Origin of the sequence: Paraburkholderia sp. J69-1 (assembly GCF_905220255.1) — a bacterium.
Classification (GTDB): domain Bacteria; phylum Pseudomonadota; class Gammaproteobacteria; order Burkholderiales; family Burkholderiaceae; genus Paraburkholderia.
Window position 1 is genome coordinate 43,754 of sequence record NZ_CAJMZG010000006.1, and the last position, 19,474, is coordinate 63,227.

Genomic DNA, 19,474 nt, shown 5'->3' on the forward strand with positions numbered 1-19,474 from the left:
TCAAGGCGCCAAAAAACCGTGTTTACCCTCGACAACACAATAGATGCCGCCACGCGGCGCCTGTGAGGCCCGCGCGCCGGACTACAATACCGGTCAGACCACGTGACGCCCCAGCCCAATGAAGAACGTTCCGCACACCGTCACCGACGCCGCCATCGCCACGATCCGCGAACGGATCGAAAACGGCCTGTATCCGGTCGGCAGCCTGTTGCCGGCGCAGCGCCAGCTTTCCGAGGAACTGGAGATCAGCCGCGCGTCGCTGCGCGAGGCGCTATCCACGCTGGAAGCGCTCGGCATGCTGACGATCCGCGCGGGCAAGGGTGTGTACGTGACGAGCGCACAGGCCGCCAGCGAGCATCCGTGGCGATTCGCCGATCAGACCTCCCTGCCCGACACGTACCAGATGCGCTACGCGCTGGAAGGATTCGCGGCGCGCATGGCGGCCCTGGCGATCGGCGACGCAGACATGGCGTGGTTCGAGGCGAATCTGGAAGCGCTGCACTCGGCGCTCAGTTGCGACGAACTCGACGAAGCCGCGCAACTCGACTTCGACTTTCATATGCGCATCGTCAGTCTTGCGGGCAACGCGGCGATCGAATCGATTCTGCGCAGCAGCGCGGACATCATGAAGGAAAGCCAGCGCATGCCGTTCTACCGGCGCGAGCTTGTGCTTTCGACCTACCGCGAGCACAGCGCCATCGTGGCGGCGCTCAAGACGCGCGATCCGGCCATTGCGGGCGAGGCGATCGAGGCGCATATCCGCGCTGCCGCACAACGCGCTGGCGTGCATTTTCCCGTGCCTGGCCGGACGATCGCCGACTAGCACCCGTTGCGCGAACAACCATTCAAAAACTGCAAAAATCGGCAAAAGGCGTCCAATTGCAGAATGTAATTGAAACCACGCAGAAATTGAATTGAAATATTTCCACAAATTAATAACACGTTTTTTACTTTTTATTTCACCGCCTGAATCTGTCATTCACAGTGATTTATCAATGATTTATTGATCGCCCGGGAAGCCATTTCCCATTCGGCGATCCATTCCACGCTGTAACTTCTTCTTAAGCCCCGCCTCGCTCATTGCTTTCATTTACCTGCCTGATGTAGGGCGAAAGTCACGCCTATTCCGCTTGTTTATCGCAACAATTGCCGAATATTACTCGGCAATTATTCGAAATTCTTTATAAAAGTTTCACAATGAAATGCTTCAATGCGGCCACTTTGACGGCGCCATCAAAGAGCAACCATTGCGTTTTCTGCAAATACACAACCGCCTGCTTTCGACCCATAAGACGAAGCGCCATATTAAAAACCCTGGAGTGCGCTAAATGCATTCAAGAAAGATTTTGCTGTCCGTTTCGATCGCTGCTGCTGTCACCGTGATCGCTGCCTGCGGCAGCAGCAATAACAATCCGTCCTCGACGACGACTGCCGCTGTATCGACGCAGGACGCCCTCAAAACGGCCACGCCGATCAAGCACCTCGTCGTGATCTTTGGCGAGAACGAGTCCTTCGACCACTACTTCGGCACCTACCCGAACGCGCAGAATCCCGAAGGCGAGCCGGTCTTCACGGCCGCCTCGGGCACGCCCACGGTCAACGGCCTCACCTCGGCACTGCTGACCAGCAACCCGACAGTCTCGAACACGAACAACCCGAGCGGCACGAACATCAACCCGTTCCGTCTCGATCGTTCGCAGGCCGCCACGGAAAGCCAGAACCACAACTACACGCCCGAACAGCTTGCAGCCGATGGCGGCAAGATGGATCTGTTCCCGCTCAACACGGGTAACAACGCGGTGGGTTCGGCCAATACGTTCGGCGAGCCGGGCCTCGTGATGGGCTATTACGACGGCAACACCGTCACAGCGCTGTGGAATTACGCGCAGCACTTCGCGATGAGCGACAACGCCTACACGGACACCTATGGTCCCTCCACGCCCGGCGCGATTTCGGTGATCTCAGGCCAGCACAACGGCACCGTGGTGACCAAGAACGGCGCGGTGGTGACAGGCAGCGCCACGTCGAGCCCGTCGACCGATGTGGTGTATGACCTGCAAGGCGGCTGGACGCTGACCGGCGACCTCGACCCGACCGGCGACGCCTGTACGGTCGCAGCCGGCTCGACCACCACGGCGGCGCTGAAGTCGAAGAACATCGGCGACCTGCTCAATTCGGGCGGCGTCACGTGGGGCGGCTTCATGGGCGGCTTCAATCTGCAGACCGTGAACGCGAACGGCACGACGGGCTGCAATCGCTCGACGTATTCGTCGGTGCTCGGGGCGAGCGAAAACGACTATGTGCAGCATCACGCGTGGTTCCAGTACTACACGAGCACGCAGAACCTCGCGCATACACGTCCCTCTTCGGTGGCGGCGATCGGCTACACCGATCCGCTCGACAACTCGGCCACGCCGGTGCATCACCAGTACGACGTGAATGACTTCTTCACGGCCGTCAAGGCGGGCAACTTCCCGTCGGTGAGTTTCCTGAAGGCACCGGCCGTTGCCGACGCGCACCCTGGCAACTCCGACCCGCTCGACGAGCAGTCCTTCGTCACGAGCGTGGTGAACTTCCTGCAGCAGCAACCGGACTGGAAAGACACCGCCGTGATCGTGACCTACGACGATTCGGACGGCTGGTATGACCACCAGTACATCGCGCCGACAACCTCCTCGTTCGATTCCACCTCGGCGGAAACGACGGGCCAGACGACCAAGACCGCGGTGACGGGCGCCGACCAGCTCAACGGCGCGGGCGTCTGTAACGCCACGGGCGCGGTACAGGGCGTGGGCGTGAACGGCGGCGCGGTGAACGGCCGCTGCGGTCCGGGCACGCGCATTCCGTTCCTCGTGATCTCGCCGTATGCGAAGGCGAACTTCGTCGATAGCACCACGGTCGTCACGCAATCCTCAGTTGTCCGATTTATCGAGGATAACTGGTTGGGTGGCGCGCGTATCGGCCAGGGTTCGAACGACGCGAATGCGGGCAGCATCATGAACCTGTTCAACTTCGCAAGCACGTCGCCGAATGCGACGCTGTACCTCGATTCGAACAAGGGCACGCAGCTTTCGGCCGCACCGGCAGCGATCACCGGGCCGTCGCTCTAAGCGTAAAACCTGCGCAAAACGTCTGACCATCGATGAGCGTCCCGTTGCGAGACATCGCATCAGGACGCTCCTTTGTGCATCGGTCCGGCCGCGGTCGGATCGATGCATTTTTTACCCGGTTCGATCGCCCCGGTTTTTCAAGGGCTTCGCCGGTATCGCTTATCACCCGCTTATGTCAACGCAACCGTACAGCACGTCGTCTCCTGCCGATTCCACCGGGCCTAACGGACTTAAAGGGCCTAACGGACCCTCGCGCGGCCGCCAGCGCCTGCTTGCAGGCTGCGCGCTCGCACTGGTCGCCGTCGCCGGGCTGGCCGGCTATGCGCTCGCCTGGCCCGAACGCATGCCCGAGCAAGTGGGCGACGCCATGGAGGATCTCACCGGCGCCAATCCGCATCCCGTGCAGCTCGTGCTGCCGCCGCAGGCGCCGCTGAGCGCGGTCGCGAAACTTGGCAAGCAGATTTTCTACGACACGTCGCTGTCGGCCTCGGGCAAGCAGTCGTGTGCGTCGTGCCATAGCGCGACGCGCGCCTACGGACCGCCGAACGATCTCGACGTGCAACTGGGCGGCCCGAACCTCGATCGCCAGAGCTACCGGCCGCCGCCCTCGCTCGCGTATCTGTACCGGCAGGCGCCGTTCAGCATCGGCCCCGATGCCGCCGATGCCGCCGCCCCGCCCGATTTCAATGCACTCGCGCAAGCCGCAATGGGCACGCAGCGCGCGGACAAAGTAGCGGGCGCCACGCCCACGACAGTCGCGATGGTGCCGGTAGGCGGCCTGTTCTGGGACGGCCGTGCCGATTCCTATCAGCGCCAGGCGCTCGGGCCGCTGCTCAATCCCACCGAAATGGCGAACCCGGACGCCGCCACGGTCGCCGATAAACTCGCGCACGCCAGCTATGCGGACAGCTTCCGCAAGCTGTTCGGCCCGCGCATTTTTGCCAATCCGACCATGCTGACCGCCGAGGCGATGTTCGCAGTCGGGCGCTACGAATTCGAGGAACCCGACTTCCACGCCTTCACCAGCAAATACGATTACTGGCTGCAAGGCAAGGCGCGCCTCACGCATGCGGAACTGCGCGGCCTGCGTCTGTTCAACGATTCGAAGAAAGCCAATTGCGCCGGTTGCCATTTGAGCCAGCCGACTTCGGACGGCCTGCCGCCGCTTTTCACCGATACGCAATACGAAGCGCTGGGCGTGCCGCGCAATCCGCGCCTTGAAGCGAACCGCGATCCAAAATTCTTCGACCTCGGCCTGTGCGGACCGATTCGCCAGGACCTGTCGAAGCAGACGCAATACTGCGGCATGTTCCTCACGCCGACGCTGCGCAACAGTGCGATTCGCCATGTGTACTTTCACAACGGCGTGTATCACGACCTGAAGCAGGTGATGGACTTCTACAATCTTCGCAATACCGATCCGGGCAAGATCTATCCGCGCGATGCCTCGGGCAAGGTGCAGGTGTACAACGATATTCCGAAGGCCTGGCAAGGCAATGTCGATTACGCCGATGCGCCATTCGACCGCAAACCCGCGGATAAGCCTGCGATGTCGGATCAGGATATTCAGGACATCATAGCGTTTATCGGCACGCTCACCGACGGCTACAAACCGCATTGAACCTGTGCTCACTGCCTCCGGTTACGGCGATGACCGCTCACCGGAGGCAGTCAAGGTCAACGTATGCACCGGCGTGCCGGGCAGGAACGGCGTCGCCTCGCCATGCACCCACGCTTCGTGTCCCGCGATAAAGTACGGCGAAAGCGGATTCGCCGACTGTCCGCCCGGCATCTCGAAGATGCCCTCCTGCTCGCGCCCGGGAGACACAACGAAGCGCTCGGACGCGCCAAAATTCGGCGTCTGCACGCGCGGCATATTGATGTCACCCGGTAACGCATCGGGCGGCGTGCTGAGCCAGCCACGCACCCACGGCAACCAGGCCGGCACCATGCGCGCGAATGGATGCGCAATTTGCGAGCGATTACGCTCGCCCCAGCGCGCATCGGCCAGACTCACACCTTTCGGCAATTGCGCCATCGAGTGATCGATGCGGTCCAGCATGAACGCCTGCCAGTTCGCAAAGCCCTCGGGTATCCACGCGTGATGATCGGCGAGTGTTTCCATCGTCGCGACATTGCGCGTATTCGCCGCGCGATAGCTCAAGCCAGGCGCCATCGCGCCCAGTTGTTTGTCGAGCGCGCCGAACCACGCATCGTAGAGCGAAAACGTGAACGCACGTACCAGGCGGTAACCGACTGCATCGGCATCGGCGCGGCCATTCCATGTTTCGATCAGTTGACGGAATTGCGCGCGCTGCGGATGACCTTCCAGTGCGTGCGCATCGAGTGCTTCGAGCGCGACGCGCTTCCAGTAGTCGATCCAGAAAGCGCGGTCGTCGGTCTGGATCGCCAGCATGTCGCTCGCACGGGCCCGCGGCAGCGCGAGAAGATCGTTGCGGATCTGCGTGGCGCGTGCGCCCAAGTCAGTACCCGCGTCGCCTATATGCGCCGCTTCCTGCAAAGGCAGCGTGCGGTTATTCGCGGTCCAGAGCCGGCCCACTGGCGGATTGATACGCACGGGGTACGCATCGCTCGCCCGATAACCCTGCCAGCCGATATACGTACTGGAAGCCGATGGCAAACTGGCGAGCGGCGTGGTGTTCGCGCCGATATCCGCATCGGCGAAACGCGGCAATGGCCCGGCGAGCGTCCAGCCGATATGGCCTTGCGCATCGGCCACCGTGAAGTTTTGCGTGGGCACGCCGAAGGTCGTGGCGGCGCGCAAGGCATCGGCGACGGTTGTCGTGCCTTCGAGCAGCGCGAGATTCAGATTCACTGCCTGCGGGTCCTGCGCGACCCAGTGCAGCGCATATGCGTGCGAACCGGCCATGATTTGCGGGCCCCAGCGCGTTTGAACGACGGGCAGATCGACGCTCGCACCGCCGTTCACCTCGAGGCGCTCGTGAATCACCCGCGCCTTCTCCCACGTATTGCCTGGCACGCGGTAATGCAGCGAATCGGCCGGATCACGCTGCAATTCGACCAGATCGACAAAGCGGCCATAGCTGTTCGTGAATGCCCACGCAATATGACCATTGCTGCCCGCCACGACCAGCGGCGTGCCCGGCAGACTCACGCCCGTGATGCGCCGTTCGGTGCCATCCGCTGCGGGATAAATCAGCGACATCCGATACCAGATGTTCGGCAAGGACAAACCGAGGTGCATATCGCTCGCCACCAGTGCGCCGCCTTGCGCGCCGTGAGCGCCATCGACGGCAAAGCTGTTGCTGCCGACCATCGATCCCGCGGGGCCGTTTCCATCGATGAAGCCAGGCAGATTACCTGGTATTGCTAAGGTTTCTGGCTTCGTTGCGGCGGTATTTATCGCGCTTCTCAGCCACGGCGGCGATGCAGGCACCGCTACAGGCCATGACGCCGATGCTGGTTCGCCATCGAGCGGCGCATCCCAATGCGTAGTCGCCGGGAGCAGGAACGTATAGAGATCGGCCGGGACGCGTTCGCGCAATGCCGCACGCGATAACGTGTGCGAAACCTGTTCATACTGAAGGTCGAAATACATCGCATAGACCGTCAGCAAGGTATCTTCGGCGCGCCACGGCACCGGACGCGTGTGCAGCAGCCAGTATTCGAACGGCCGCGCGCGCAGCGCCTGAAGTCCGTCGTTGACACCTGCGGTGTAACGCTCGATCCATTGCCGCTGTTCCGCCGGCAAGGCCGCGAGCGCGGCCCGCGCATGCTCGCGAAAGCGCAAAGGCCGGTCGCGCCGGTCCAGCGCAAGCGCCGCCGGTCCGATCAGCGCCGCCACTTCGCCCGCCGCAACCCGGCGTAGCAAATCCATCTGGAAATAGCGGTCCTGCGCGTGAATGAAGCCGCTCGCATAGGCCACGTCGTCGCGTGTGCGGCCGGTCACGGTGGGCACGCCCAATGCGTCACGCTCGATCGTTATCGTGGCGGAAAGCGGCGCGGCATGCGTGCCTTCGAGTTGCGCCAAGCTGGCCCGCAAGGTCAGCCAGCCGCCGATGACTGCCGCGGCGAGCGCAATGACCAGAACGCTGAATAGAATCCGTGCCCATCGATAAGGGCGCCTGGAAGTGAATACTCTGGGCGGGTCATTGCGAGTCATGCGCGGCACGCTTCAAGGTTATTGTTAGCGGTGTGCTGCTCTATTCACATCCGGGCGCAATCCTGCTCGCCCCTTACTCCTTCTGAAGCACGAAATTCGCCGCGGCATAGCGTGCGTTGCAATTCCAGATCTCCTCGCCGTCGCGGTAAAACGTGGCCCAACCGTCCTTCACGATTACCAGCGCGCGCGGGAATACCTCGCTGTGACCATTTGCAGCCGCCGAAAGCGGATTGTTTTCCTTGCAGATCGCTACGTATTCGCCGTTTTCAGGCACATCGTCTTTTGCTTTGTCCATCCTTCATTCCTTGATTCACTGCTTAAACATTGAACTGCTTGCCCACGTAATCGATATGCAGATACATCGCCTGTTGTGCCGCATCGGGATTGCGGTCGCGAATCGCGTAGTAAATCGATTCGTGCTGATCGAGCCTTCGGCGCGCCTGGGTCGCCGCGTTCGCATTGTTCACCGTGGCATCGTAAGTATTGCTTGCGATATGCTCGCGCAACATCGAAATTACACTCGCGTAAAACTGGTCGAGCAAACGGTTATGCGACGCGGCCGTCAACGCCGTGTGGAATTCGCCATCGGTTGCGGCTTCGGCATCCACATCGGCGCGTGCAACGGCATCGCGCATGCGTTCGAGGATGGTTTCAAAGCGCTCCAGTTCATGCCCCGACGAACGAAGCGCCGCAAAACGCGCCGCCGCGCATTCGAATACCAGCCGGAATTCGAGTGTTTCCGAACGCAATGGCGGCGTATCGGCAATCAACTGCAGCCACGGCGCCGCCAGCCCAACCGGTTTCGCGCGCAACAAATATACGCCGCTGCCGCGCCGCGTCTCCAGCACGCCTTTGCTCGCGAGCCGCGCGATCGCCTCGCGCACCGTCGCGCGCGACACGCCATAGGTCTCGGCGAGCGCACGCTCGGAAGGCAAGCGCTCCTCAGCCAGCCAGAGCCCCTCCTGAATACCTGTCTCGATGCGCCTGACCGTCTGGGCCAGCGCGCCTGTGTTCTTTAAACGACTTTCCACTTTCGACTCTCTGTTCGCTTTGCCTGGATGGCGCGGAATAAAGTGGCCTGACCAATTTGCGCCTGTCTCCTGGCCGCCCGATCATGTGTCCACGCCGGTCAACGCTCGCAAGCCACTACGACGAGACGTGCCCGGCACCCCGACCCCACATTCAGGAGGACACGATGAGCCAGGCTACGCTCGCCATCAAACTGCACGACCTCGACGACGTGCTGATCGCACGCGGCGCCCTTGCCGCCGGTACGATTCTCGCCGATTTCGACAATCTTGTTTGCGCCGCCGATATTCCCGCCGCCCACAAGGTCGCCTGCCGCGACGTTGCCCAGGGCGCGCCGGTGCGCCGCTACGGCCAGATCATCGGCTTTGCCACACAGCCGATTCGTGCAGGCGACCACGTCCACGTCCACAATCTCTCGATCGGCGAATTCGACCGTGATTATGCCTTTGGCCAGGACGTCACGCGCGTCGAGCCGGCCAGCATGCCGCTCACGTTCAATGGTTTTCGCCGCGCGGACGGCCGCGTCGCGACCCGCAACTATATCGGCGTGATCAGCACGGTGAACTGCTCAGCCACCGTCACCAAGCTGGTTTCGCAGCATTTCAGCACGCCAGGCGCGCTCGACGCGTATCCGAATGTCGACGGCATCGTGCCGATCACCCACAGCTTCGGCTGCTGTATCGACCATCATGGCGAAGGGATCGCGCAATTGCGCCGCACGATTGGCGGCTATGTAAAGCATCCGAATTTCGCGGGCGTCGTGATTATCGGCCTGGGTTGCGAGGCCAATCAGATGGGCGCGATGTTCATTGCCGAAGGCGTCGAGCCGGGCCCGCTGCTCGTGCCGCTCGTGATGCAGGAAGAAGGCGGCACGCAAAAGACCGTGGACGCCGCCATTGCGGCCGTGAAGGCCATGCTGCCGGTCGCGAATCAGTCCGTGCGCGAGCCTTTGCCGGTTTCGCACATCAATATCGCCCTGCAATGCGGCGGCTCGGACGGCTATTCGGGCATCACGGCCAATCCCGCGCTGGGCGCCGCCGTCGATCTGCTCGTGCGGCATGGCGGCACCGCCATTCTTTCGGAAACGCCTGAAATTTACGGTGCGGAACATCTGTTGACGCGCCGCGCGATCAGCCAGGAAGTGGGCGAAAAAATCGTCGAGCGCATTCACTGGTGGGAAGCTTACGCGCAGCGCGAAAAAGGCAGTATCGACAACAATCCGACGCCCGGCAACAAGGCCGGCGGCCTCACGACGATCCTCGAAAAATCGCTCGGCGCCGTTGCGAAAAGCGGATCGTCGCCGTTGATGGGCGTTTATCGTTATGCCGAGCCGATCGACACGAATGGCCTTGTTTTCATGGATGCGCCGGGCTACGACCCGATGGGCGCAACCGGCCAGATCGCCAGTGGCGCGAACCTCGTGGTGTTCACCACGGGCCGCGGTTCGTGCTTTGGCGCGAAGCCCGCGCCGTCCATCAAGCTCGCGACCAATTCGCCGATGTATCGCCGCATGGCCGACGATATGGATATCAATTGCGGCGACATCATGGACGGCACGGCCAGCGTCGAGCAAAAGGGCGAAGAGATTTTCCGCATGATCGTCGAAGTCGCCTCGGGCGGTAAAAGCAAGAGCGAGGCACTCGGTATCGGCAATGAGGAATTTGTGCCGTGGATGATTGGCGCGCAAATGTAATGCGGCGTGCGGTATCGCGTTGACCGATGAAACCGGCCGGGCGCCATGAGCAAAACATCAGGCAAAGCCGCGCGCCCGCGCCGGACAATAACGAAGGAGACTCAAGATGAAAATCAAAAAGGCCATTGAGCGCTTTCCCGGAGGCATGATGGTCATTCCTCTGCTTTGGGGCAGCGTACTCAATACATTTGCGCCGCGTGTGCTCGGCATTGGCAGTTTTTCGACGCAACTCGCGCACGGTGCGCTGCCGATTCTGGCGGTGTTTTTTGTTTGCATGGGCGCGGAAATTCAATTTCGCACTGCACCGCGTGCGTTGCGCAATGGCGCGGCTATTACGATTGCGAAACTCGTGAGCGGCGTGCTGATTGGTCTGGTCGTCAGTCGATGCTTTGGCGCGGAAGGCTTTCTCGGTTTGTCGGGCATGGCGATCATCGCGGCCGTCACCAATGCGAATATGGGCCTTTACGCGGCGCTCACACGGCAATTCGGCGACGAAATGGATCGCGGCGCGCTTGCCGTATTGTCGATTCTCGAAGGACCGTTTGTCACGATGGTGGCACTCGGGCTTTCCGGCCTCGCAAAAATTCCCGTGCTCGATCTGGTCGCGACAGTCTTGCCGATCGTGATCGGCATGGTGCTCGGCAATCTCGACGCCGACATGCGCAAGTTCCTCAAATCGGGCGGCGACCTGCTGATTCCGTTTTTTGCCTTCGGACTGGGCGCACAGATCAATCTGCACGCGATTCTCGGCGCCGGTCTTTCGGGCATCGTGCTCGGGCTGATCACGCTGGCTGCGGGCGCGCTTTTCAACGTGCTGGCTTCGCGTCTGATGGGCGGTTCGGGCGTGGGCGGCATTGCCGCTGCGACGACGGCTGGCAACGCCGTCGCGACACCTACGGCCATCGCCGCGGTCGATCCGCGGCTGGGTGCGCTGGTGGCCGTGGCCACGCCGCAGATTGCGGCCTCGACCATCGTGACGTCCCTGCTCGCCCCGCTGCTGACCGCCGCCTATGCACGCTGGCGTGCGAAGCGTGCGCCGCGTGTGAACGAAGTCGCAACGCACGCGACGCAATAAACGGCGCTTTATCCAGAAGCCGATGTAAGGCACCGCAGCGCCGAGTGCTGATAGACTTCCGCCCGTGCCGGTGAAGAGAACGCAAAAGCTCAACGCAACGCAGAACGCAAAGCTGAAAGCAATAAAGCGCAAAGCCGGCCGTCGTTTATCACGCGGGGTTTGACATGCACATTCGTACTCTGGCGATCCTTCTGATCGCCGCTACCACGATCGGCCTGACCGGCTGCAATACGATTGCCGGCTTCGGCCAGGACATCACGGACTCGGCACGCACGGTCCAACGCGTGCTTTAAAGAGCCCGCGTTCCAGACGCGTCGCGCACCAACGTGCGCGGCGCCTTTCACTGCCCAACGCTCCCTTCGAACGCCGCGTTTTCACGCTGCTCACACTGGCTTGCGCCTTGCGTTCAGCTTGTGCCGGTCTTCCATTTCGCTGCTTTTCGTCCGCTCAAAAGCGGAAAAGACCTGCATTTCCGCCCTTTTTCGACGCTTTTGAATCGCCCTGCATCGCGGACAATGCCCGTCATAGTCCGAAACTACGGCTATCGCACGCGACGCCCGACGTCGTAAAGCGAACTATTCGATATCAAGAAAAAATACGGGGTGACCGACTTGCTAGCCAGAATCGCACTGTTATCGATTGCATCGTTGATGCTGGCGTACGTCGGTTTTCGCGATCCCAACGCGGATTCGCCCTTCTTTTCCGGCAGCGCAGGTTTCCCGGCCGATTCGCTGCAGGAACATCCGGCGTGGCAGCCCGACGCGGAACTCGATCCGCCCATGCGAGCGGAAGGCGTCGTGGCGGCCGTATCGATCAAGCCGCATATGGTCGATCTCGAGCGCGGCGTCGCACCGCATCTGCGCGACGCGGTCTGGGCCACGGACGCCGAATCGGCTGCAGGCGCCCTGCATCTGAACGATTCCAGCGCGTCTGGGTTCGCCAGCGTGCAAACGTTGGCGCACTGGTTCGACGCGCGATTCGCCGCCTGCCTGCTGGCGTTCTGCGCGTTTCTGGTGGCGCTGCGCGGCTACTGGCTGCGTGAAATCCGCGCCGATCTGCATGAACTCACCGCCAGTTTGAGCCTGCCTTTGGGCCACGAAGTCACTGAGCCCGCGTGCCATCCGCGCGAACTGCACGGCCTGGCGCGCACGCTGGGCGACCTCCTGCAACGCCGCAGCAGCATGCTGGAAGACCAGTCGGAATGCTTCGGCGGTTTCCTTCGGCAGATCGAGTCGCGCGCCGCCCGGCTGCGCGCCTACGCCATGAATGTGGCGCGCTGGAATCTGCGCGTGGCCTTGGTCGAAGATATCGATCACTTTCAGGATGTGGCGCGGCAGTTCGTGGAAACGGCCGGCGGCCATAGCGCCATCCATGCGCCGGTGGGCGTGGAAGCCTGGCTGAAGGACCGCTTTATCTATGGCGCGATGGCGGACGATGCCCGCATCGTCGTCAAGCTCGAAGCCGGCGACGCGTTCCAGTTGCCGCGTTCGGCGCTGACGCGGCTGGTCGAAAATCTCGTCGGCAATGCGCTTGCACACGGCGCGCCGCCCGTTGAAATTCGCACCGCGCGTGGCGCGCGCGCATGGGTCCTGAGCGTGCGCGATCACGGCAGCGGCATCGGCGCGGGCACGCTCGACGATACGCCGCTCACTACGCCTTCCAGTGCGGCTGGCCTTGCGCTGGGCGCGCATTGGGGTATCGGCCTGTCGATCGTGCGTCGTCTCGCGCAACGGTGCAACGCAACGCTCAAGATTGGCGATCATCCCGATGGCGGCCTCTGCGTGCGCGTGATCGTGCCGATGGATCACGCGCAGCAGGATTGAATAGCGCCTTTATTTAGCGCCGATTTCGCGTTCGGCCAATTCCAGTTGCTGTTCGCGCGCCAGCGATGCCTGTGCCGACGTTTGCGCAACCGGCGGCCCGGCAAAGCGATTACGCACGCCGCCCACGTACCAGATCGCCAGCAGCACGAACAGCAGCCCGCCGATCAGATACAGCACTTTCTCGTTAGGCGGCTGAATGCCGACATACGCGAGAATCAGCGCCCCGACCACCGCCGCAATGGCAAACGGCTTCGACAGTTTGCCCAGCTGGAACGGCCCCTTCTCGGTCCACGTGCGGCCTTCCGCGCGGATACCCGCGGCAATCGGCATCGCATACGAAACGAACAGGAACACCGCGCTGCCTGCGCTCAGGACCGTGAATGCATCGCCGTAAAGCGTCGCAGCAATCGCGAGCACGGCCGACGTCCAGATCGCCACGCCCGGCGTGCGATGGGCCGGATTGACCTTGCGCAGCCATTTCGATCCCGGCAGGCCGCCATCGCGTGCGAATGCGAACATCATGCGCGAAGTCGAGGTCACGGCGGCCAGACCGCACGCGTAGTTGATGAAGAACATCAGCAACTCGATGGTGATGCGCAAGGGCGTGGGAATCGGCGCGAGGATGGCCTGGAAGAAGCCGGTGCCCTGCTTCACGGCCGCGGCGAGATCCGGCATGACGAGCACGAAGGCGCACACCATCACATAGCCGAACGTCGTCGACCAGAACACCGATCCGACGATGCCGCGCGGCACGTTACGCGCCGCCTGATGGGTTTCTTCGGAGGTGTGAGCGGAAGCGTCGAAGCCCGTAATCGTATAGGCGGTCAGCAGCAGGCCCGAGAGAAACGCCATCGCCATGGTCTGCTTCGGCCATGCGCCGCCGTCCGTGCCGGTGAAGTTCGTAAAGGTATAGAGACGCGAAAGATCCAGTTTCACCGGTGAATACGCGAGCAGGGACACCACGAGCACCACGGTCACCACAAAAATCAGGTAGCCGGAAAGATCGGTGATCTTGCTCGTAATGCGGATGCCGCGATGATTCAGAAATGCCTGCGAAGCGGTAATCAGCGTGAGAAAGATCGTCTGATCCCACCAGCCGAGCGAATCGGGATTCACGCCGAACATCGGTGCAATCAGCGTGCGAAAGAACGGGTCGTAGGTGCCGTAATTGATGGCCGCGACCACGAACACCAGCCCGAGCAGATTCAACCAGGCCGTGAGCCAGCCCCACGTTTTCCCGCCCAGAATCGAGCCCCAGTGATAAAGCCCGCCAGCGGTGGGATACGACGAGGCAATCTGCGCCATGGCCGCCGCCACGACCAGCGCGAACAGCGATCCCAACGGCCAGCCCAGCCCGATCGACGCGCCGCCCGCAGCGGAAAAGCCCATCTGGAACGAGGTAATGCCGCCGGACAGAATACAGATCAGCGAAAACGACACAGCAAAATTGGAGAACGCACCCATGCGGCGCGACAACTCCTGGGCATAGCCCATCTTGTGTAGCAGCGAGACGTCGTGGTCGGCGCTTTCCGCCGCCGGTTCAATCGTATTCGCGTCCATGTGACGATCCTTCAAACGAGGTGGTTGAAGCGTCGAAGCCGTTATCCATTGATCAGGATTCCGTATCACGCAGCCGTAAAGCAGTTATCGACAAAAAGATGCGCACCGTTGATGAAACTGGCGTCGTCGCTGGCGAGGAACAAGGCGGCCTGCGCCACTTCTTCCGGTTTGCACAGACGCCCTTGCTGGAGCGACAGCGCGGCTTCGCTGGCATCGAAGCCATATTTCGCGAGCGCGCTGATTTCGCGCTGCCCGTGCGGCGTGTTGATGAAGCCCGGACACACCGCATTGCAGCGTATGCCGCGATCGCGGTACTCCACGGCAATGGCGCGCGCGAACATCGCACAGGCGCCCTTGGTGGTGCAGTAAAGCACTTCCAGCGGCGTGGCCGCCACCGAGGATATCGACGCCGTACACACGATCGAGCCGCGCCCCGCCGCCAGCATGTGGGGCAAAACGGCCCGCGTCATCATGAACATGCTCTTCACGTTGACGTTCATGAGCCAGTCGTATTCGTCGTCGGTGGTGTCCAGAAATGGCTTCACCACGATACTGCCCGCGTGATTGAACAAGGTGTCGATACGGCCGAAGCGTTCGACGATTCCCTCTACTGCAGCGTCCACGGCGGCGCGTTGTGAAACGTCCGCCACAAACAGTTCGGCCACGCCGCCTTCCGCGCGGATGCGCGCCACCACTTCCTCGCCCGCGCCGCGATTGACGTCGACCACGGCAATCTGGGCGCCTTCGCGGGCGAACAGCAGCGACGCCGCGCCGCCCGCTCCGGTTGCCCCGCCCGACACAATCGCGATCTTGCCTTCCAGCTTTCTGGACCTTTCACTCATGCCTGGCTCCTGTTCGTATGCAAGGTATGCACAAGTTAGGTGCGCCAAAAAACGGGAACTATCCAAATTTGGCAAAAAAATAAAATTGCCGTAAAAATCAGGAATCGCGCAGTGAGCGGCGGCAGGGTTGCGAAGCGCGAGCGCGGGGCCACATTGCCGGCCTCACCCATCTGGAGACTCAATGGAAGCGGGCCACTGGCCGGACGAGGCCATACAGTTTCGAAGCTGTCACAGCGTCGACGAACAGGCGGCGCTGCTCGACACATGGAACCAGAGCTATTGCCAGCTTTCGCGCGGCCTGTTCGACGGCTCGGTGCGCTGGTTCATGGCGGGCGGCGTGAAAGTGCTGGTCGAGAAGCTCAACCGCACGGTCTATCAGCGCGGCTGTGTCTCGGAACACAAATTCGCGCTGGGCATTCCGTTTCAGCTCGAAGGCCACGCCCTGCTGTCGGGACAGACGAGCCATCTCGACGCGCTTCACGTGTTCTCCGGCAAGGACGGTTTCGAATTTCTCTCGCCCGACCAGCATCTGTTCGTCAATCTGGAAATCGAGCCCGAGGCCGTGACGGATCTGGCCACGCGCGCTCAACTAGAAGCGGTGATTGCGCGCATCGGCGCGAAATCGGGCATCGTCAACATCGCGCCAGAGCGGCTCGAACGGTTTCGCGCGGTGCTAAGGGTTTTGCTCGATAGCGTGAGCGCGGCGCCGCGTCTGCTCGCAGACCGCGCAAGCGTGGCCTCGTTTGAAAAGTCCATCGTCTATGGACTGAGCGAAGCGCTTCATGAGTTTCCCGATATCGCCCCGCAGCAGCGCGGCGAGGCGCGCATCGCCCGGAACTGGCAACTGGTGCGCAGCGTGCGCGATATCGTCGAAGGATCGCCCGATTGCCCGCTTTCGGTGGCCGAGCTTTGCGCGCGCATGCATGCGAGCCGGCGTACCTTGCAATACGCCTTCGAAGAGGCCACGGGCATCAACCCGCTCGCCTATATGCGCGCCGTGCGGCTCGCGCGGGTGCGCCAGGAATTGATGCACGCCGCGACCGTTACCGAGGTCGCGACGCGCTGGGGTTTCTGGCACTTCGGCAATTTCGCCAGCGAATACCGCGAGCAGTTCGGCGAATTGCCGAGCGAAACGTGGCGCAGAAACCGGATGTAAACCAGGCGTGAACCGCGGCGTATTGCGCGTTGCTCACTTTCCTTCGAGCACGGCGGGATCGATATAAGCGGGAACCGGCAGTGAAAGCGTCGCTTTCAGCGCGCGGCTGCCCTCGTCTGCCAGCACTTCGCTTTCATTTGCTTCGAGCGCATCGAATGCCTGCCTGACGACATCGACGGGACTGGCCTTGGGAACATCGAAGTCTTTCGTGAGATCGGTATCCACAAAGCCGACATGCAGCCCCACCACGCCGATGTTGCGCGTCTTGAGTTGGGCGCGAAGCGTGTTGGTGAAACTCCAGGCGGCGGCTTTGGATGCAGCGTACGGTGCGAGCATCGGCACCGTACGCCACGTTACGTCGGACAGCACGTTGACGATGCCGCCGCTTCCGTCGCCGGGCAGCGCGGGTTCGAATGCGCGCGTCACGCGCATCACGCCGTAGTAGTTCGTTTCGAACACGCGGCGCGCGTGCGCTTCGGCTTCGTCCGCCAGCGGCGAGCCGGTCACTTCGGCAATGCCCGCGTTATTGACCAGCACCGTGACATCCGGCGCTGCTTTTGCGGCGGCTTCGACCGAAGCCGCATCGGTGACGTCGAGCGCAATCGGCACGATGCCTGGCTCGTTGAAGGCGGCCGGATTGCGCACGCCCGCGTAGACCTTCGCCGCACCGCGCGCCAGCGCTTCGCGCGCGAAAGCCAAACCCAGACCACGGCTTGCGCCAGTGACGAATACAACGGAATTTGCGATTTTCATGTTAATCACCTTGATAAGGATGCCGTAATGAATCAGGACTGAAAAAGCTGACGATGCGCGCGAACGAATTCGGCCACGGTTTGCGGCGCCTGGCCGGTCACGCGTTCGATCACCTGGTCGGTGCCCTTGAAGACGCCGTTCTGGTAATCGACGGCAACTTCAATAAAGTGCTGGATCGTGAATTCCGAAAGACCATACTGCTGCAGATGCGCGCGATATTGATCGAGCGTATCCGGGCGATACACAATCTTGCGGTCGATGATCCGGCTGATTTCATCGGCGATAGCGTGGTGATCCATCTCGACGGGACCGCACAACTCATATGCCTTGCCGATATGCGCTGCCGGTTGCGTCAGCACGGCGGCAATGAAACGCGCCTGATCCTCTGCCGCGATCGGGGCGTGACGCCCTTCGCCATACGGCAGCGCAATCCGGCCTTCCTTGACGATGGTGTCGCGCACCCACGGGAAAATCAGCCATTCGGAAAAGAAAGTCGGGCGGATATGAATCGTGGGCACGCCCGACCAGTCGAGCAGACGCTCCGCAATCCAGTGATCGCGCGCGGCGTGGCTTTTCGCATTCTCGCGTGCGGAAATCTGCGACATCTCCACCACGACTTCGAGTCCTGCGCGCCGCGCCGCCTCGGCGAAATACGCGGTGCCCTGAATAAAGCCCGGCGACACCGGATAGCAAAGGTACGCGCCCGTTACGCCCGATGTCGCGCGAATCAGGTCGTCGTGATTGAGCAGATCGCCCACTACGACTTCGGCGCCTGCTGCACGCAGCGCTGCGCTACGCGCGTCTTCCTGGCGCACCATCGCGCGTACCGCGTGCCCCGCTTCGAGCAGATTATTGACGATATGCACGCCGGTTTTGCCCGTGGCGCCAGTAATGAGGTATTTGCGTTGCTGCATGACGGTTCTCCGTTACATGAGTTCAGAGGAGCTGCATTTCTAATCTGTGCATATGCACATTTTGGAGCGAGTAAAGCGGCATCCGTAGATGCTTATTATTAGATTGGTTCGATTGGTTCGATCGGTGCGATCGCTTCGATCTGCTGTCGGACATCGCTCAACAGCGCGTCCGACGCTTCGGGATCGTTCAGGATGCGCGCGACGGTCAGCGCACCGATCATCGCCGAGAGTGCGAAAACGGCCTGCGAGCGGTTCGCCTTTTCCTGCGGATCGCCGGTGCGCGAGGCCAGCAGGGTCACGAGCGCCTCGACGCTACGCGATGCCGCGGCGCGTGTGCCTTCATCGCCGCGAGCGAGTTCGCTGCCCATGCCGGCGAGCGGGCATCCCGCGCCCGGCGCATCGCGATGCGCGCTGGAAAGGTAAGCGTCCACCACGGCGCGCAGTCCTTCGGCCCCCACGCTCGCCCCGGCGGCATTTTCCAGCGACTCGAGAATGCTGACCGTGCCGGCTTCGCAGGCCTCGGCCACCAGTTGATCTTTCGACTCGAAGTGCCGATAGAAACCGCCGTGCGAAAGCCCCGCTGCGGCCATCACATCGGCGAGGCCCGTGGCGTGGATGCCGTTGGCGCGAAACGCTTCGGCCGCGATTTCCACGATGCGGCGACGCGTTTCGGCGGTTTCGACTTTCGACTTTCTCATGGCGGCGGCTGCTTCCAGATTTTACGTTAATTAGATGATAGTCATCATCTAATTGGAAAGCAAGACTGCCCTGTGAGATTTTTTACGGGTTCGGACGCCACCTGAAACGCCGTCGAGCCAAGAAGACGAGGAGCTTCATCACGCTTCCTCCCCTCAAGTTCATGCTTTCACTGGCGCTGACCCGGCTGGCATTCCGTGGTGAACCAGTAATCGACGATGCGCTGCGCTTCCTGCAGATCGTCTGGATAGTACGGGTCGTCGTTCCACGGCGAAGGGTTGTAGCCCGCTTTCCTGAGCGCGGCCAGTTCGCTTTGATGTTCGGCCATCGTGGGCGGCGCGTTGGTCCTGAGCGCCGCCAGATCGCGGCACTCGGTCGGGCTCAGATGCGGACCGTTCTGCGGCACGCCATAGGCCGCACACCCAGCCAGCAAGAGCGCCAACGCAGCAAGCGCCAAACGACGTAGCGGGAAGTTTTCCATAGCGCATCTCCACATTCCGATGAGAACCACAGTGACTGGGCGATGCCGCCACCCGCGTCTCGACGCGCCTATTTTGCCCGATGCGGGTTAGCGGGGATGGCAACTGGCCGGGCAAGCTTCGGGGCAAACCCCGGAACAGATTCCGCACCAGCAAGCACACGGCAAGCACAGCCGGCGAATGTCACCGTGATGCTGACA

At 61.9% G+C, this 19,474-nt stretch carries 17 protein-coding genes; 8 read left to right on the forward strand and 9 right to left on the reverse strand.

The features are described from left to right. The first annotated feature begins 118 nt into the window (after positions 1-118). The 3 genes from U5A67_RS12380 (at position 119) to U5A67_RS12390 (ending at position 4,731) form a co-directional block, all read left to right on the forward strand. On the forward strand, positions 119-823 hold the full coding sequence (locus tag U5A67_RS12380) for a FadR/GntR family transcriptional regulator (protein ID WP_321814931.1): 705 nt from the start codon (positions 119-121) through the stop codon (positions 821-823). Positions 824-1,328: 505 nt separating this feature from the next. Further along, entirely contained in the window at positions 1,329-3,110 is a 1,782-nt protein-coding gene (locus U5A67_RS12385; RefSeq protein ID WP_321814930.1) for an alkaline phosphatase family protein, read from the forward strand. Positions 3,111-3,282: 172 nt separating this feature from the next. Then, positions 3,283-4,731 carry a cytochrome-c peroxidase gene (locus tag U5A67_RS12390; protein WP_415767819.1) on the forward strand — a complete coding sequence of 483 codons (1,449 nt, stop codon included), beginning with the start codon at positions 3,283-3,285 and terminating at the stop codon, positions 4,729-4,731. Positions 4,732-4,752: 21 nt separating this feature from the next. Here U5A67_RS12390 and U5A67_RS12395 read toward each other — a convergent pair whose 3' ends face one another. The 3 genes from U5A67_RS12395 to U5A67_RS12405 all read right to left on the reverse strand — a co-directional run bounded on the left by U5A67_RS12395 (position 4,753) and on the right by U5A67_RS12405 (position 8,285). Continuing rightward, positions 4,753-7,254 (reverse strand): penicillin acylase family protein, encoded by a 2,502-nt coding sequence (locus U5A67_RS12395; protein WP_415767820.1) that lies wholly within the window; start codon positions 7,252-7,254, stop codon positions 4,753-4,755. A gap of 73 nt (positions 7,255-7,327) precedes the next feature. Further along, positions 7,328-7,549 (reverse strand): hypothetical protein, encoded by a 222-nt coding sequence (locus U5A67_RS12400; RefSeq protein ID WP_205980988.1) that lies wholly within the window; start codon positions 7,547-7,549, stop codon positions 7,328-7,330. 22 nt (positions 7,550-7,571) lie between these two features. Beyond that, on the reverse strand, positions 7,572-8,285 hold the full coding sequence (locus U5A67_RS12405) for a FadR/GntR family transcriptional regulator (protein ID WP_205980989.1): 714 nt from the start codon (positions 8,283-8,285) through the stop codon (positions 7,572-7,574). Between the two features lie 164 nt (positions 8,286-8,449). Here U5A67_RS12405 and U5A67_RS12410 point away from each other — a divergent pair, with 164 nt between their 5' ends. The 4 genes from U5A67_RS12410 (at position 8,450) to U5A67_RS12425 (ending at position 12,874) form a co-directional block, all read left to right on the forward strand. Beyond that, on the forward strand, positions 8,450-9,976 hold the full coding sequence (locus U5A67_RS12410; RefSeq protein WP_321814928.1) for an altronate dehydratase family protein: 1,527 nt from the start codon (positions 8,450-8,452) through the stop codon (positions 9,974-9,976). Positions 9,977-10,082: 106 nt separating this feature from the next. After that, entirely contained in the window at positions 10,083-11,051 is a 969-nt protein-coding gene (locus U5A67_RS12415; protein WP_205980991.1) for a 2-keto-3-deoxygluconate permease, read from the forward strand. 164 nt (positions 11,052-11,215) lie between these two features. Further along, positions 11,216-11,344, forward strand: a complete 129-nt coding sequence (locus U5A67_RS12420) for a hypothetical protein (RefSeq protein ID WP_277397885.1) — start codon at positions 11,216-11,218, stop codon at positions 11,342-11,344. A 318-nt stretch (positions 11,345-11,662) separates the two neighbouring features. Beyond that, positions 11,663-12,874 carry a HAMP domain-containing sensor histidine kinase gene (locus tag U5A67_RS12425; RefSeq protein WP_321814927.1) on the forward strand — a complete coding sequence of 404 codons (1,212 nt, stop codon included), beginning with the start codon at positions 11,663-11,665 and terminating at the stop codon, positions 12,872-12,874. 9 nt (positions 12,875-12,883) lie between these two features. Here the strand turns inward: U5A67_RS12425 and U5A67_RS12430 are convergent, their stop codons facing one another. Further along, complete coding sequence (locus U5A67_RS12430) at positions 12,884-14,434, reverse strand: amino acid permease (protein ID WP_321814926.1); 1,551 nt, start codon at positions 14,432-14,434, stop codon at positions 12,884-12,886. Positions 14,435-14,499: 65 nt separating this feature from the next. Further along, positions 14,500-15,276, reverse strand: a complete 777-nt coding sequence (locus tag U5A67_RS12435) for an SDR family NAD(P)-dependent oxidoreductase (protein WP_205980994.1) — start codon at positions 15,274-15,276, stop codon at positions 14,500-14,502. A 181-nt stretch (positions 15,277-15,457) separates the two neighbouring features. Between U5A67_RS12435 and U5A67_RS12440 the strand changes: the two genes are divergently transcribed. Further along, positions 15,458-16,432 carry a helix-turn-helix domain-containing protein gene (locus U5A67_RS12440; protein ID WP_321814925.1) on the forward strand — a complete coding sequence of 325 codons (975 nt, stop codon included), beginning with the start codon at positions 15,458-15,460 and terminating at the stop codon, positions 16,430-16,432. Positions 16,433-16,465: 33 nt separating this feature from the next. Here the strand turns inward: U5A67_RS12440 and U5A67_RS12445 are convergent, their stop codons facing one another. From U5A67_RS12445 to U5A67_RS12460, 4 genes are all read right to left on the reverse strand, one after another. Continuing rightward, positions 16,466-17,185: an SDR family oxidoreductase gene (locus tag U5A67_RS12445; RefSeq protein ID WP_321814924.1), complete on the reverse strand. Its 720-nt coding sequence runs from the start codon at positions 17,183-17,185 to the stop codon at positions 16,466-16,468. 32 nt (positions 17,186-17,217) lie between these two features. Beyond that, positions 17,218-18,099: an NAD(P)H-binding protein gene (locus U5A67_RS12450; RefSeq protein WP_321814923.1), complete on the reverse strand. Its 882-nt coding sequence runs from the start codon at positions 18,097-18,099 to the stop codon at positions 17,218-17,220. A 98-nt stretch (positions 18,100-18,197) separates the two neighbouring features. Then, a complete protein-coding gene (locus tag U5A67_RS12455) occupies positions 18,198-18,797 on the reverse strand; it encodes a TetR/AcrR family transcriptional regulator (protein ID WP_321814922.1) in 600 nt (199 codons plus the stop codon). Between the two features lie 167 nt (positions 18,798-18,964). After that, the gene (locus tag U5A67_RS12460; RefSeq protein WP_321814921.1) at positions 18,965-19,276 is read right to left on the reverse strand and encodes a DUF4148 domain-containing protein; all 312 of its coding nucleotides are present in this window, start codon (positions 19,274-19,276) and stop codon (positions 18,965-18,967) included. Between the last annotated feature and the right edge of the window lie 198 nt (positions 19,277-19,474).